This window comes from Pseudoalteromonas shioyasakiensis, from assembly GCF_001550135.1.
Taxonomy (GTDB): domain Bacteria; phylum Pseudomonadota; class Gammaproteobacteria; order Enterobacterales; family Alteromonadaceae; genus Pseudoalteromonas; species Pseudoalteromonas shioyasakiensis.
Genome location: NZ_LRUE01000022.1, coordinates 120,289 through 135,407, shown reverse-complemented (window position 1 = coordinate 135,407; position 15,119 = coordinate 120,289). Strand labels below are relative to the sequence as shown.

Annotated in this window: 12 protein-coding genes; 6 read left to right on the top strand and 6 right to left on the bottom strand. The window is 42.3% G+C overall.

Annotated elements, in window-relative coordinates:
• Positions 1-295 precede the first annotated feature (295 nt).
• Positions 296-1,171, top strand: coding sequence for a capsular polysaccharide export protein, LipB/KpsS family (locus PASHI_RS17115; RefSeq protein ID WP_240701459.1), 876 nt, complete (start codon positions 296-298; stop codon positions 1,169-1,171).
• Positions 1,171-2,010: a sulfurtransferase gene (locus PASHI_RS17110; RefSeq protein WP_062566465.1), complete on the top strand. Its 840-nt coding sequence runs from the start codon at positions 1,171-1,173 to the stop codon at positions 2,008-2,010. Before PASHI_RS17115 ends, PASHI_RS17110 begins: the two co-directional genes overlap by 1 nt.
• Here the strand turns inward: PASHI_RS17110 and PASHI_RS17105 are convergent.
• From PASHI_RS17105 to PASHI_RS17095, 3 genes are all read right to left on the bottom strand, one after another.
• Positions 1,985-3,523, bottom strand: coding sequence for a tetratricopeptide repeat-containing sulfotransferase family protein (locus PASHI_RS17105; RefSeq protein WP_062566598.1), 1,539 nt, complete (start codon positions 3,521-3,523; stop codon positions 1,985-1,987). The two genes, PASHI_RS17110 and PASHI_RS17105, sit on opposite strands and share 26 nt — an antisense overlap.
• A gap of 83 nt (positions 3,524-3,606) precedes the next feature.
• Positions 3,607-6,039: a TonB-dependent receptor gene (locus tag PASHI_RS17100; protein WP_062566464.1), complete on the bottom strand. Its 2,433-nt coding sequence runs from the start codon at positions 6,037-6,039 to the stop codon at positions 3,607-3,609.
• A gap of 180 nt (positions 6,040-6,219) precedes the next feature.
• A complete protein-coding gene (locus tag PASHI_RS17095) occupies positions 6,220-6,576 on the bottom strand; it encodes a DUF5522 domain-containing protein (RefSeq protein WP_062566463.1) in 357 nt (118 codons plus the stop codon).
• A 43-nt stretch (positions 6,577-6,619) separates the two neighbouring features.
• Here PASHI_RS17095 and PASHI_RS17090 point away from each other — a divergent pair, with 43 nt between their 5' ends.
• Positions 6,620-6,943, top strand: a complete 324-nt coding sequence (locus PASHI_RS17090; protein ID WP_062566462.1) for a hypothetical protein — start codon at positions 6,620-6,622, stop codon at positions 6,941-6,943.
• A 40-nt stretch (positions 6,944-6,983) separates the two neighbouring features.
• On the opposite strand, the gene PASHI_RS17085 is transcribed toward PASHI_RS17090, so the two are convergent.
• Positions 6,984-7,952, bottom strand: coding sequence for a class 1 fructose-bisphosphatase (locus PASHI_RS17085; RefSeq protein ID WP_062566461.1), 969 nt, complete (start codon positions 7,950-7,952; stop codon positions 6,984-6,986).
• A 160-nt stretch (positions 7,953-8,112) separates the two neighbouring features.
• Here PASHI_RS17085 and PASHI_RS17080 point away from each other — a divergent pair, with 160 nt between their 5' ends.
• On the top strand, positions 8,113-10,542 hold the full coding sequence (locus PASHI_RS17080) for a zinc-dependent metalloprotease (RefSeq protein ID WP_062566460.1): 2,430 nt from the start codon (positions 8,113-8,115) through the stop codon (positions 10,540-10,542).
• A gap of 105 nt (positions 10,543-10,647) precedes the next feature.
• Positions 10,648-11,430: a YggN family protein gene (locus PASHI_RS17075; RefSeq protein WP_054551020.1), complete on the top strand. Its 783-nt coding sequence runs from the start codon at positions 10,648-10,650 to the stop codon at positions 11,428-11,430.
• A gap of 61 nt (positions 11,431-11,491) precedes the next feature.
• Here PASHI_RS17075 and PASHI_RS17070 read toward each other — a convergent pair whose 3' ends face one another.
• Positions 11,492-13,066: a methyl-accepting chemotaxis protein gene (locus tag PASHI_RS17070; RefSeq protein ID WP_062566597.1), complete on the bottom strand. Its 1,575-nt coding sequence runs from the start codon at positions 13,064-13,066 to the stop codon at positions 11,492-11,494.
• A gap of 154 nt (positions 13,067-13,220) precedes the next feature.
• The gene (gene rsuA / locus PASHI_RS17065; protein ID WP_062566459.1) at positions 13,221-13,919 is read right to left on the bottom strand and encodes a 16S rRNA pseudouridine(516) synthase RsuA; all 699 of its coding nucleotides are present in this window, start codon (positions 13,917-13,919) and stop codon (positions 13,221-13,223) included.
• 58 nt (positions 13,920-13,977) lie between these two features.
• Between rsuA and zapE the strand changes: the two genes are divergently transcribed.
• Positions 13,978-15,090, top strand: a complete 1,113-nt coding sequence (zapE, locus tag PASHI_RS17060; RefSeq protein WP_062566458.1) for a cell division protein ZapE — start codon at positions 13,978-13,980, stop codon at positions 15,088-15,090.
• The last annotated feature ends 29 nt before the right edge of the window (positions 15,091-15,119 follow it).

Sequence of the window (15,119 nt, the reverse complement as noted above, 5' to 3'; positions counted from 1 at the left end):
TTAAAGCATGTCTTTTCTATTTATCTCTCGCAATAATGTACACGCCCGCTATTACAAAGAACTAATTGAGAAGTTACCCTTAAATTGCAAAGTGCACACGATGGGGGTACCAAGATTTGGTGCTCTGAAATACATCAAAAATACGACTAAGTATGATTTTAGTAAAATAATTGCGGAGCAACTATTACGGAAACAAGCGCGTAATAGTTTATGGAATAACCCGCTAATAATTAAAAGTTACTCTGCTTTGATGCTGCTTGTGGAGCGGTGTCGGTTCGCTAAGTATTATGATTTATTGAAGTCAGAATCGCCACAAGCTTTAGTCATTTGGAATGGTAATAAATTACCGAATGTTACTGTTTGTATGGCTGCTAAGGCTTTAGGAGTGACCACCTATTACTATGAAAATGGGTTACTGCCCGGAACAACAAGCTTAGATCCAAAAGGTATTAATTTTGCGGCTTCTGTACCGCGAGATAGTCAATTCTATTTAAACTTTGATCCGCAGGGGAAGTTGCCATTTTCTGCGCCTGATTTAATTCCAAGAGCGAATCATAAAAAGCGCTGTAAGTTTGACGCAATCGAGTTACCCAAAAAATACTTATTTGTGCCATTTCAAGTTCCACACGATACTCAAATAGCTTGCTACTCTCCATGGCTTAAGTCAATGGAAGAGTATTACTATGCTGTTGTTTCAGCTGTAAAACAGTTAAATGATCCAGAACTTAAAGTCGTTTTTAAAGAACATCCTTCATGGCATAAGCACTATGAGCACTTGTACGATAGAAATGATGTTGCCGTTTTTGCTAACGGAAATTGTACTCGAGAGCTTATCAATGGCGCTGAAGCCGTGATCACTATTAACTCGACCGTTGGCTTAGAATCTTTATTACTTGATAAAAAAGTGATTACCTTAGGGCTTGCTTGTTACAACATTGATGAGCTTGTACTACACGCGAGTGATCAAGCGACTTTGATTAAGTGCTTAGAAAAACTACAAAATGGCTGGCAGTCTAACAGTATTCTGAGAGATAAGTTTTTTACCTACTTAAAGCATGTGTATTGCTTGCCTGGTGTTTGGAAAGAATGTACAACTGAGCATGTTGAAGCGGTCGAAAAGCGCTTAACTCAACAAGATACATTTGCACAGTTATCGCAAAAGGAAAGCTAATGAAGAACATTGTCTCGCCAGAATGGTTAAACGAGCATTTAAGCCAGGATAACTTGGTTATCTTCGATGCAGGAATGGTACGTCCTGGTTTACCGGGTGAGTATGCGCCTAAGGCTATGCTTCCTAATGCACAGCGTTTTGATTTCAAAAAGACGCTGGCAGATAACAGTAACCCTGTACCAAGCATGATGTGCAGTAGCGAGCAGTTCACAGAACATATGCAGCTTGCTGGTGTTAACCAAGACTCTCTAGTTGTGATTTATGAAGACCAAGGCTTATTCAGTTCAGCGCGTGCGTGGTGGATGTTTAAAGCCATGGGCTTTGATAACGTAAAAGTTTTAAGTGGCGGTTTAGCTAAGTGGCTGGCACTTGGTTTTGCTACACAAGCAAGCTATTCAGCCGCTACTGGTCAAGGCAACTTTGTTGCCAGCCCGCGCGCTGATTACTTTATCAATGCTGAGCAAGTACTTAACTCACTTGACGAACAAAGCACACTAACACTCGACGCTCGCCCTTATGAGCGCTTTACCGGTGAACACGCTGAGCCGCGCGAAGGTATGCGCAGTGGCCATATTCCAAATAGTCGCAGTTTATCTCTAGCAACAGTGCTAAATAACGGTGAGCTTAAACCCCTTAGCGAATTGCAGGCATTATTTGAACAACACATAGCGCCGCATCACACCCAGTTGCAGTTTAGTTGTGGTTCAGGTGTAACCGCTTGTGCAATTGCATTGTGTGCCGATGAATGCGGTTACGCTAACTTACGTGTTTACGATGGCTCATGGAGTGAGTGGGGCGCTCGTCACGACCTACCTATTGAAACAGGTCCGCACCAATAAACTCAGCGTAATTTTGCCAGCTGCCGATACTGTTTTTATTCAGTGGCTGGCGGATTTGCTTTTTACTCGCCGTGGCTGATGCTGCATTACTTTTATAAAAAGTCAGGCAGTTTTCCTGCCAGCTTAAATCACAAAACGCATAGAGCTTCTGAGTTTGTTGAGTAGGCTCTGCCACCAATTGCTCATAGCTTTGCAAAAAAACATTTTCAGGATACTTGTTGGCAAAATGACTGACTAATGCCGAGTAATCTTGATAGAACGAGGCAATATCTTCAAGTGTAAAACTGTAGTGATGAAACACACTTTGCGGGCTATACATCTGTCTAAAATTGGCAATGCTGCAATCTTGCCAGCCCCGCTGCATACAAACGATTTTAGCATTAGGAAAAGCCGCTAAAATAAAATCAATATAGTAAAAGTTAAATGGCTGTTTGTCACAACTTCTTAGGCCGCCACTTAGTAGCTCAGCTCTTTGTTGATAGCTAGCCAGTGCTGTTTTTATTGCCTCAGATTCATATGCCTTATCGAGCATTTCGCTGTCTATTACACGCGCTGATTGCGTGGCGAATTGTATGAGTTGTGCAATATCATTTAACTCCCCAACCCCTTGCAGTTGTGTACTTTGATTAAGGATTTTTTCAACTAAGGTTGTGCCAGAGCGGGGCATGCCAACAACAAAAACGGGTAAGAACTCAGAGTCACTACTTGCAGGTGCTTGTTGTTTGCTTTGCGTAATGAGCTTTTGACAAAAGTGGTGGTGTTGGCTTGCTTGATAGTTAAGTTTACTGGCTATCGCTTGCTTACTTTGTGCAAAGTATTTAAATGCATTTTTGTAGTCATTTAGGTGCTCATAATTAAGAGCAAGACTATGAAAATACACTTGCTGTTCAACAATGCTTTTTTCTTTATCCGCCAAGGCTTGTAGTTTTTGGATATGTTGCTCTGCATCTATAACAGTATTGAGTTCAGCCTGCGAATAGTGGGCTTGATAAAAGCTAGGTTGCTTTGTGGTTAGTTGCTGAAGCAAGCTTTTAGCTTCATCGAACAGTCCGTGAATTTTATAACACACTGCCAAATTATAGCTAATTTGTGGGTTATCTTTATTGCGCTGGTAGGCTGCTTGTTGGAAGCTAAGAGCGTCGTCATAATGCCCTAAACGGGTCGCAATGTTGGCTAATGTATCAAAGTCTGCGCCACTAAAGTCAGCTGTTTGTAATGCGCTTTGATAATGTACAGCTGCATTACTTACTTTGCCTAACAGTACGTATAACCTGGCAAGTGCTAAATGATAAACTGCAAAAGGGGCTAGGCTTAGGGCTTTTTCAAGGAGCTTAATCGCTTTGGTGATATCGCCAGCTGCGGTGTTGACTTCGCTGAGTAAAAAGTAACAAACATGGTCTTCAGGATTTTGTTTTAGGCGCTGCACAAGTAAGTGATGTGCATCGGTTAGTTGTTTGTTGTTTAACAACTGTTGGATATGAGCGCGAAGCGCTTGTTGGGTATCATTTAGCATAAGCGCATAGTATACCAATTAATTATTTTCAGGTATTAAAAAGCCCTGCCTAAAGGTGGCAAGGCTTTTATGGGTATGTTTAATTACAGCTCAAAGTTGTAGCTAAACTTCATACCGATAGTACGAGGCGCTGTGGTGTAGTGACCATAAACACGCTGTAGCTCAGGTAGTTCTTTGTTTAGCTCAGTATATTGTGACATACCTGCCCAAGACTTATCACGACGTACAGAAGTGAATGCATATTTATCGAATAAATTGTCTACGTAAAGCGTTGCAGACCACATATCACCAGTAATTTTGGCAGATAAGTTACTTAGTGCATAACCAGGTAATACTTCGCCGTCTGCTTTTAGGCCTACTTTGGTGATCACATTGCTTTGCGCTGTGATACCGTAGTTTACACTTAATAACTTATCACCTAAGACATCTTGCTCGTAACGAAGACCAAACGAGAATTGATGCTCAGGAGCGCCCGGTAAACGGTCGCCTTTAGCACCATCATAGTAGCTTTGGTACTGTGCTAAGTCATCGCCTAACACACCAAATAAGTAAGGTGCATCTTCGGTCAATTCAGCCTTTGCATACGCGTATGTCGCATATGCAGCCCAATTATCACCAATCATTGCGCGAGTAGAAAGTTCAACACCTTTCGAATTAGCAGAGCCTGCATTTGAGGTAATTAGCTCTTGGCCATTTACAGTGCTACTACCTACTTGCGCATCTTTCCAATCAACATTAAATAGTGCAGCATTGAAGTGTAGGCGGTTACGTAACCATGATGACTTAAAGCCTAGCTCGTAGTTGACTGTTGTATCTGGTTTGTAATCTTCTTCGTTTGGCAGGGCACAAACTATTTGTTGCTCAGGTAATACATCAGGGCAAGGAGCAATACCGTTACCACCACCAATACGGAAACCTTCACTCACAGTAAAGTAAGCAAGTACACCATTATCGAATGTATAGTTAGCATTAAACTTAAATAAGTTACCGTTATCACTAGCGCTCACATTTTCCATAACAAGGTTATCTAGTGAATCAAAATCACCAGAATAAAGCGGCGTTGCAGAGCCTGATGTTGTTGATACATCGTATTCGTAAAAACGAGCACCTAAAGTTACATCAAACTGATCTGTGATGCTGTAGCCGATTTCACCAAAAAGTGCTTTTTCAGTGGTTTCGCTATCTGAAATTAGAATGTACTCAAGGTCTTGTTCAACATTTGGAATACCACCACCCCAGTACTCAGTCAGACCCGGCGTGTACTCACGATCATCAGAGTAACTTTCTACTTTGTTGTAGAAGCCGCCTACAATCCAGCTAAAAGCACTATTACTATTTGAAACTAAACGAAGTTCTTGCGTAAATGTATCGCGATCTGAGGTATCGTGCGTGTAGCCAACAAAAGAAGGGAAGTCGGCATAACCTGACCAAATATCGTAAAGTAGATCAGTTTGATCGCGCTGACCAGACTGCTCATAGCTAGACCAACCAGATGCAGATACCAGCTCAGCAAAACCAAGATCTGCTTTTACTTCTAAACTTAATAAATCGTTTTCTTCTTCACCAGGCTCAAGTACACGAGCTACGTTTTCGTACTTTCCTGGGACACCTTGTAGTGCACTACTATCAGCAAGTGAGCCGTATTGCGATGTCGAGTTACCGCCATTTTCTTGCTTTTGATAAAAGTAGTTTAGCGTTGCATCAACATCTTCGGTTGCAAGCCAACGCAGTGATAAACGTGCTGTGGTGATTTGCTCATCGTTAACATCGCTTACGCTTTTTAAGTTGGCATTTACATCGCTGCTGTCTGAAAAGTCAGGGTTTGGGTTTGATACACCCGGTTCTTGAACCACGTGAGTGTAGTCAATGTAACCAGGGTTATCGTAATAATTTAAGCTAGCACGAAGCGCTAGTTTTTCTTCAATTAGCGGGGTATTGAATACAGCACCAAACTCACCGCCAGTGCCGTCACTTTCGTTAATGCTAAATACATCGCCTGTAATCTTACCTTCGGTGATATCAAGCTCAGGTTGCTTTAGTAAGTAACGAATTGCACCACCTAAAGTACCTGCACCATACAGTGTACCTTGTGGGCCAATTAGCACTTCAACACGGTCAACATCAGTTAAACGTAAGTCGATGCTCAGTGGAATTTCACCAACATAGGTTGCCACTGTGCCACTATCAGAAATACGGTCAGAGGTATTTGTATTCAAACCACGAACGATAATCGGAGAACCTTCACGACCACCTTGATCAGAAATTGTTAAGCCAGGTACCCAGCGTGCGACATCTTCTAGATCGCCAATGTTTTGGTCGCTAATTACATCGCCATTGAGCGCTGTGATATTAAGCGGTGCATCTTGCACAGAGCCTGCACGTCGTGTTGCAGTAATTTGAATAGTTTCAATTGATTTATCAACTTCGATAGCATCTTCTGCAGCAAACGCCATATTGCTATTGATTAAAACTGCAGAAATTGCACTTGCAAGTAGAGCAGGCTTAAAAGTGTTCATGATTGATTCCGACTTAGTTACAGTAAATTTATGCTTAAAAAATAGACATTACTAGTGATTTAAGCTTAAAAATTGATGATTTAGTGAATTTATATCCAATTATAATGTATTTTTATTCTTATCGTCCATGCGTTATTTGCAATTAAATGCAAAATAATTGAATAAATACTCTGTAAGGGATTAGCTGTCGGAATAAGGGCAATGAGTACAGCCATTACTACAGCAATGGCCGCGTTTTAAAAAGAACCAGCGGCTAAATACCATGTAGTTGTTTTGCATGGTGTAATCGAGATTTTCTATTAAATTACCTTGAGTAAAATAAGGCTTAGCAAAGGCAAGCTGCTGTTCAAGAGGTTGTTGGTAAAGTTTAGATAAAAATGAATTGATCTTTTTTATAGTACAGTCTCGGCATAAACATTCTGTTGCAGCCTCATCGAGTGGTAAAATGTTGGGCAGCTCATTACACCAACAGGCATTAATATTGTCGGCTTGGCAGTTAAGCGTTGCTTTGCATTGTGAGCAAGTAAGGGTTGTCATTAAATAAAAAGATGCTTTGAGATTGAAAAGGTAAGCATAGCAAATGGATAAATTAGACGCATTAGATGAGTTTGCCCGCTTTGGTGATAACCGATTTGAGGCAATCTCAGTAATTACCAGTACTCCAGACACGCAAGGTGGTATCTATACTCTGACGCAAGATGTTTTCTGCCAGGTTTTACAGCGTGTTATAGACGGCGAAATAGATATCGATGAATTAGAACTTTGGGCAAACGTAGTAGAGTCTAGGCAAGACATCGACGAAAGTGCCGTTGAAGGGGCTATTTATGCGCTAAGTAATAACGAGCAAATGGGTGAGTTGAGTACAAGTACGCTAAAGAAGTTATTAGCAGTGACTTTAGGCTGAAAGAATTTTATACCTTTCAGCCTAAGGCATTTACTGCTTGCTATTTATGGTAGCTTAAGCAGGTTTCCACTTCGTTCTTCGAACCTAAGATCACCGCCACACGTTGGTGAATAGCATCAGGTTGAATGTCCATGATGCGCTCAGTGCCTGTTGAGGCAATACCGCCAGCTTGTTCGATTAACATTGCCATTGGGTTTGCTTCGTATAATAAACGTAATTTGTTAGGTTTATTTGGATCTTTCGTGTCGGTTGGGTAAGTAAAAATACCACCACGGCATAATACACGGTGCACATCACCTACCATTGCAGCAATCCAGCGCATGTTAAAGTTACGACCACGCGGTCCAGTATCACCAGCAATTAAGTCATTGATGTAATTTTGCATTGCTGGTTGCCAATGGCGTTGGTTTGAAGCATTGATTGCAAATTCGCTAGTCTCTTCAGGTACGGTTGCAAAATCTTGCGTTAATAAGAAGGTACCGTGCGTTTTATCTAAGGTGAAAAAGCGTGTGCCTTTGCCGGTTGTTAACGCCAGCACGGTTGATGGGCCATATAATACATAACCCGCTGCAACTTGGTTTTTACCCGGTTGCATAAAAATACTAGGATCAGCCGGAACAGCCCCTTCAGGCGCCGCCATAATTGAGAAAATCGTACCAACGAGTGAGTTGATATCAGTATTTGATGAGCCATCAAGTGGGTCGAATGCAACAATGTAGTTGGCATCTGGATTACCCGCAACGGTGAAATCTTCTTCTTCAGAGGCAATGGCTTTTACGTAGCCCGATTCTAATAAAATATCTTTTAAAAGTTGGTTAGTTAGAACGTCGAGTTTTTTCTGTGTTTCACCCTGAATGTTTTCGTCTAGGGTTGAGCCTAATACGCCAGATAGGGCGCCTTGACCAACACGAAATGAAATTTCTTTACATGCCGCAAGTACCGTTCTGATCAATGAGATCAGTTCACGAGGGCAACCATCTTCTAACAATACCGGTGGGAGTCTACGCATTCTATTTTCCTGATAACGTTGTAGCCAGACATTTTTAGTGTGAGAGAGAATGTCTTAGCAAGCGCTGAATTTCGTCTTAAATAGCTGATTTTTCTTGGCGGTACTTTATACTGCTTAATACCTATACAGTATTTAAAACGCGAATAACAAAGATAAGATTATGCAAAAAATACCATTACTACGATATCTGCTCTTAGCTGTGCTACTTACTATGATAACTCAAGCACACGCAGCAATTAAGTCTATAAATGATTTTACTGAAAAAATGACTCATTTTTCAGGCTATTTTTCATTTTACTACGACACAGAAAACGGCAAATTGTATCTTGAGGTGGATAAACTCGAGCAACAATTTTTATTACAACAAAGCTTACCTTACGGTGTTGGTTCAAATGATATTGGCTTAGATCGCGGTCAGTTAGGCGATACTCACTTAGTTCAATTTGAGCGTTTTGGCGATAAAGTGATGTTAAGAGCTATTAATACTTATTACCGTGCTAATACTAATAACCTTGCGGAACAACAAAGTATTAAAGAGGCGTTCGCATCAAGTATTTTAGCGGGCTTTAGTGTTGTAGCTCAGTCAGACACTGCGGTACTTGTGGATTACACCCCTTATTTATTAAGCGATGTTCATGGTGTAAGCCGTCGTTTATCAGCAACCGGGCAGGGAAGTTTTAACTTAGATAGCAACCGCAGTGCGGTATATTTAGCACGCTCAAAAGCGTTTGAAAAAAATACTGAATTAGAAGCCGTGCTTACTTTTCAAGGTAATAACCCAGGTAAGTATGTACGCCAAGTGAGTGCAGACCCTTATGCACTGACAGTGCATATGCATCACTCATTAATTGAGTTACCGGACGATAACTACACCCCTCGCAAATTCCACCCCCAAGCAGGTTTTTGGAGCATTGAGCACAAAGATTATGCGGCAGCGCTGGGTGAGTCTATGTATGTGCGTTACATCCCGCGTCATCGTTTAGCGAAAAAAGATCCGAGCCTGCCAATCAGCGAGCCCGTTGAGCCGATTGTTTATTACTTAGATCCGGGTGTCCCAGAGCCAGTTAAAACAGCGTTACTTGATGGTGCTAAATGGTGGAATGATGCCTTTAATGCAGCAGGTTATAAGAACGCATTTATTGTTAAAGTGCTCCCTGATGATGCAGACCCTATGGATATCCGCTACAACGTAATTCAATGGGTGCACCGTGCAACCCGTGGTTGGTCGTATGGCAGCTCAGTGATTGACCCTCGAACAGGTGAAATCATCAAAGGTCATGTGACACTGGGTTCACTGCGTGTTCGTCAAGACATCCTAATTGCGGAAGCATTAGCAGCTCCCTATTTTGAAGGCAATGAAGTGGCTAAGCGTTTACAAGCCATGGCACTTGATCGTATTCGTCAATTAAGTGCCCATGAAGTCGGGCATACTTTAGGTATTTCGCATAACTTTGCAGCGTCAGTGGCAGACAGAGCCTCTGTGATGGATTATCCACACCCACTACTGAGCTTTAATGAGCAAGGTAAATTAGATGTAAGTCGAGGCTATGCTACTGGCATGGGCGTGTGGGATACCCAAGTGGTCAAATACGGTTATAGCGACTTCACCAATCAAAATGAAGCACAGCAATTGGCCGCAATTTTAGCTGAAAACAAAAGCAAAGGGCTGGAATTTATTTCAGACAGTGATGCCCGCGCTCAAGGTGGTGCTCACCCAACAGGGCATTTATGGGATAACGGCAGTTCACCAAGTGATGAGCTAATGCGTGTACTTGATGTTCGCAAACAAGCGCTGACGAGCTTTGGTATCGAAAACATCAAAACAGGCACTGCTTTATCACAACTAGAAGAAATACTGGTGCCACTTTATTTGTTCCATCGCTATCAAGTAGAAGCTGCGGTTAAACTAATTGCTGGTGTGAATTATGAGTACGAAGTACGTGATGGCTCACAACCAAAAGGGGCACAGGTTGTGGCAAAGCAAACGCAACAAGCAGCAGTGGATGCCTTACTTGCAACGCTAAAAGCCGAAAACCTTGTTTTACCTGAGTCAATATTAGCGCTTATTCCACCAAAAGCATATGGAGAATCTAAATCACGCGAAAGTATTGTTGGTCGCACAGGACTAACGCTTGATGCTATGGCGCTGCCTGAGGTTGCTGCAGCACATAGCTTGAGCCTACTTTTCAATAGCCAACGCATTAACCGTTTGGCGCAGCAGCAAGCACGAAGCGATGCATTTTATGGTTTAGATGCGCTATTAGCACAAACTTATCAGCAAGTTTTTGAGCAAAAAATTGCTTCAGGGATGGCAGGTAAAATTAGCCAACGTGTGCAGCTTTTAACGGCGAAACAGTTTGCTGACTTAGTGGCAAGCAATGAGGTGGCACCCGAAGTACAAGCACAGCTTCGTTACTACTTAGCTAAACTTGCAAAGAGTTACCAACAAGAATCAATGCTAGGCAGTGCATCCGTTGGTAACAGTGCATTTAAGCAATACTTAAGCGAGCAAATCAGCTTGTTTTTAGAAAGCGGTGAATGGCCTGCAAACTTTAAAGTGTTGCCAATGCCACCGGGTTCACCAATTTAATCCACCTTTCTTTTAAGACGCCTAGCATAGCTAGGCGTTTTACTTGCATAAAATTGGATATTTGCTAATCTAGCGGCCTTCCTTTTTTGTCTTTTTGAGGTGTATATGGCGTTCTTTTCTCGCTCGTTGTTAGCAGCGGCCATTACATTCTCTAGCTTTTCCAGCTACGCAACCCTAGAAAAAAAACAATGCGATGTAGAGCTAAGCCATGGCTTAATAATCACTGATGATGTCATTCGTATTGTTGATAAAGGTCAAACTCGCGTACAGATCAATAACGATAACCAATTGTTTATAAGAGGTTATTGGGTTGATTTAAGCCCAGATGAAAGCAAAGTTGTAGAGCAGTTCAGCCGCGGTATCAGGCAAACAGTCCCTGAACTTGTTGACTTGGCGACCGATGGTGTAAACCTTGGCTTAAGTGCCATCGAGCAAGTTGTTGAGGGCATGTCAGACAAAGAGCCCGAAGTACTAAAAACTCAGCTGCAATATGTTGAGCGTGCGCTGATGGATAAATTTAAGCGTGGTGATGACTTCTTCTTTATTGCTCCGCAGTCGCTGTCGAAAATAGATGACTTTTTTACCAAAGAAATCAGCCAAAAAATTCACTCTGCAGTGCATGGCTCACTTGGCGCTATTTTAGTCTCGTTAGGCGATGCTTTTAAATCGCGCGAAGGTAACATCGAAGACCGTATCAATGATATGGGGCAGCGTATGGATATCATCTCAAAAGAAATTGATAAATCACTACAAAAGAAAGCAGAGCAATTAGAGATGAAAGCCTCTGAGTATTGTGAGTGTTTGAACTCATTAGATGTCACCGAATCACGATTACAACAAATGGTGCCTGGTATGGCCGATTTTGATTTGGTACAAATAAAGTCTTAATGCGAATTTAAAACGAAAAAGCCCAGCAGTTGCTGGGCTTTTTCGTTTTAGTTGATTTAAATTAACTGAATTTAGCGGTTTCAGTTTCTAAATTGCTAGTAAGACCTTTGATCAAATCGGTTGCTGTATGGGCCTGATTTGATACATCAGCCGTTTGTGAAGCCGTGTCTGAGATAGTTACGATACGTTTGGCAGTGTCTTCACCGGCATCAAGCTGCTCTTTTGCAGCAATGGCTATCTGATGGCTCATTTGCGCGATGGCGCTGAGTGAACTGGCAACGCGTTTTAGCTCTTCATTGGCTTTAGTCGACTTTTCAACGGTTTGTTCACTGGTACTAATACTAAGCGAAACAGATGATTTGGCATCTTGGGTTGCAGCTTGTAGTTTGCCAATCATATTGCGGATTTCTTCAGTACTGGTTTGTGTGCGCTGAGCAAGCCCGCGAACTTCATCAGCAACAACAGCAAAGCCTCGTCCTTGCTCACCTGCACGGGCAGCTTCTATCGCTGCGTTAAGCGCAAGTAAGTTAGTTTGTTCGGCAATACCTTGAATAACACTGAGCACATTTGCGATGTTATTTACCTCATCATCTAGCACTTGAATATTATTACCAGCGCTGTCAATTTGCTGCTCTAAAAGCGCGATGGTATCAGCAGCCTCGCTGGTTAAGTGGCTGGCGCTTTGACCTTGTTGCTCAGCTTCTTGCACTGAGTAAGCGGCTTGTTCAGCATGTTCAACAACGGTTTGCGCTGAGGCTGTTAACTCGGTAATTGCTGAAGCTACCATTTGAGTTTCTTCGTTTAGGCTACGAGTGAGTTTATCGAGCTCAACAGAGCGAGACTCGTTATCAACACTTTGATTTTTTAAGCTATCTGTAACGCCTTTAATGCCGCCAACAACGCCACGTAAACCTTGCTGCATGTAATGCATGGCAGCAATAATGCTCTCAGGTGGAGCATCTTGGCGAATATATGAGTTTAAGTTGCCGCGAGAGACGTTTTTTACAATACCGATTACTTCATCAATTTCGCCGCCTAAGGCATTAGTGAGCGATGAGCCAAAGCGAGCAATAGCAAAGGTCAGTGCAATGGCAATAAGCATAGATAAGCCCAGCAACCACTTTGCAGTATTCCAATAACGTTCATCAACTTCTTTGGCGCTAATGCCTGTACCAACATACCAGCCAAACAGCGGTGTTTTTTGTACTACAGAGGTTAAATCAACGGTTTCACCATCTCGCACTGAATCCCAGTGATAGGTGATGATTTTATTGGTCGTGTTACCCACGAGATTTTCGACCATACGGCCGATACTGTTGCCGCTGGCATCTTTAAAATCGTTAAAGCTGGTGCCGTGTAGCTCTGGGTCGTGCGGAGTGGCGACAAAATCTAAGTTGTTGTCGACGACATACACATATTCTGAGTCGTGGTATTTATTTTCTCGAAGTACCTGAATAGCAAGCTTCTTTGCTTGTGCTTCTTCGAGTTGATTGCTTTTAACCATCAACTCAAATTGCTCAACAATATTGGTGGTGCTCTTCATGAGCTGGTTGATACGCGCGATGTTGTCGCTTTCGCTGGCATGGCGTAAAGATTGTAAGCCAAGTAACGCTATCGCAGATAACGCAATAAACATAGCGATAGCAAATAAGGTGATTTTTGTTTTTAAAGCTAATCCTGATAACACAGTCAGCCTCCTTTATTATTTCCCCTGTTAACTTTTACCACGTTTGTCTGGTTTTATTAAGGAAAAATGACAGCGTTATCATGACTTTTGCTCAAGTACCTATTTAGAGCTTCAGTTCGGCTTCTGTAAGGGCACGATATTCACCGCTTGCAAGGCTTTCGTCGAGGGTGATGTCAGCTATTTTTTCACGATGTAATTCAACAACTTTATTACCTACAGCCGCAAGCATTCGCTTAACTTGGTGGTATTTACCTTCGCAAATTGAAAGGCGTAAGCTGTAGCTTGCAAGTTTTTCAACAACCGCAGGGCGAGTTAGCTCTTTTTCGTTGTGCAATTGCACCCCTTGCTCTAACGCTGCAATGGCTTCTTCATCAATAGGTTCTTGAGTTTCAACTAAATACGTTTTGAATTTGTTATGCTTTGGTGCAGTAATTTTGTGTGACCAGTCGCCATCATTGGTGATGATTACTAACCCTGTAGTATCGATATCTAAACGGCCTGCAACATGAAAGTCGCTCATATTTGGTTCATCAAGTAAATCGAATACAGTCGGGTGAAGGTCATCTTTATTGGCACATACATAGCCAGCAGGCTTATGGAGCATGAAGTAGCGCTTACCTAAAAATACCAGTGGCTCGCCTTGCCAGCGCACGTCATCATCTTGGCTGATTGAATAATCAAATGAGGTGATCACCTCGCCATTCACAGTGGCGTATTTACGTTTGATACCTGCTTTGGTTTTGCTGCGAGGTAACTCGGCAATATGGCTAATAAATTTATCTAAACGGCATGGAAATTTCATTGGGATCACATTTTTAGTCGGCTACAATGGCGGCGAGTATAGCGGATACTAGTTACCTATGACAGTACAGCAAGGACAAATATTACAGCATTACCAAGCGCAAATAGCCAAAGGTGATTTGCAAGAAGACCGTGCCCAGCGCACAGCGATTAATGCTCTCGATAATCTAGCCACAGAATTAGCTGCACCAAGCCATTGGTGGCAAGGCGCTAAGCCAATAAAAGGGGTTTATTTATATGGCCCAGTAGGGCGTGGTAAATCTATGTTAATGGACGTGTTTTTCAAGCTTGTTAACACTGAAGCTAAACAGCGTTTGCACTTTCATCATTTTATGAAGCAAGTGCATGAGCGCTTAACTCAGCTGCAAGGGCAGAAAAATCCGCTGACGGTGATTGCTAAAGAGTGGGCAGAGCACATTCGCTTGATTTGTTTTGATGAGTTTTTTGTATCTGATATTGGTGATGCCATGATCTTAGGTGGCTTATTTAAAGCCTTGTTTGAGCAGCAAGTAGTGTTAGTGGCAACGTCAAACTGCCAACCGGAGCAGTTATATCGTAATGGTTTACAGCGAGCACGATTTTTACCCACTATCGATTTATTAAATGAGCATTGCCATGTTTTAAGTGTTGAAGGCGATACCGATCATCGCTTTCGCTTTGGCAAACAAACCGCACATTATTTTATTGGTAACAAAAAGGCGCTAACAGAGCGCTTTTTAAAGCACGAGCAAGCTATACAAAGGCAAACAACGATAGCGGTTTGCCACCGCGAGCTTAGCTGTGTAATGCAAGCTCAAGACGCCATTATGTTTGATTTTATGACGCTTTGCTCAGGACCTAGAAGCACCGCGGATTATATTTATTTGGCAGAGCGTTTTCAGCGCGTTTATTTACTCAATGTGCCGGTGATGGGGCGCGGAGCAACAGGTAAACAAATTGTGCATGGCATTGAAGATAGTTATCAGCGAGAAAAGCAGGATTTACAAGAACATTTTTTAGATGATGAAGCGCGGCGCTTTATTGCTTTAGTTGATGAGTTTTATGATCGCAGCCGATTACTGGTGATTTCGGCCGATGTGGGTATTAGCGATTTATATCAAGGCCAAAAACTGGCATTTGAATATGCGCGTACCGAGTCTCGGTTAGTTGGGATGCAAAGCTGGAAAAGATAAAAGGCGCAATAAAAATGCGCCTTTGATGT

Excerpts from the sequence above, each read along its gene's own strand:
- PASHI_RS17110 (WP_062566465.1), top strand. The coding sequence starts at position 1,171 with ATGAAGAACATTGTCTCGCCAGAATGGTTAAACGAGCATTTAAGCCAG.
- rsuA (WP_062566459.1), bottom strand. The coding sequence starts at position 13,919 with ATGAAATTTCCATGCCGTTTAGATAAATTTATTAGCCATATTGCCGAG.
- PASHI_RS17075 (WP_054551020.1), top strand. The coding sequence starts at position 10,648 with ATGGCGTTCTTTTCTCGCTCGTTGTTAGCAGCGGCCATTACATTCTCT.
- zapE (WP_062566458.1), top strand. The coding sequence starts at position 13,978 with ATGACAGTACAGCAAGGACAAATATTACAGCATTACCAAGCGCAAATA.
- PASHI_RS17070 (WP_062566597.1), bottom strand. The coding sequence starts at position 13,066 with ATGTTTATTGCGTTATCTGCGATAGCGTTACTTGGCTTACAATCTTTA.
- PASHI_RS17105 (WP_062566598.1), bottom strand. The coding sequence starts at position 3,523 with ATGCTAAATGATACCCAACAAGCGCTTCGCGCTCATATCCAACAGTTG.
- PASHI_RS17085 (WP_062566461.1), bottom strand. The coding sequence starts at position 7,952 with ATGCGTAGACTCCCACCGGTATTGTTAGAAGATGGTTGCCCTCGTGAA.
- PASHI_RS17080 (WP_062566460.1), top strand. The coding sequence starts at position 8,113 with ATGCAAAAAATACCATTACTACGATATCTGCTCTTAGCTGTGCTACTT.
- PASHI_RS17100 (WP_062566464.1), bottom strand. The coding sequence starts at position 6,039 with ATGAACACTTTTAAGCCTGCTCTACTTGCAAGTGCAATTTCTGCAGTT.
- PASHI_RS17095 (WP_062566463.1), bottom strand. The coding sequence starts at position 6,576 with ATGACAACCCTTACTTGCTCACAATGCAAAGCAACGCTTAACTGCCAA.
- PASHI_RS17090 (WP_062566462.1), top strand. The coding sequence starts at position 6,620 with ATGGATAAATTAGACGCATTAGATGAGTTTGCCCGCTTTGGTGATAAC.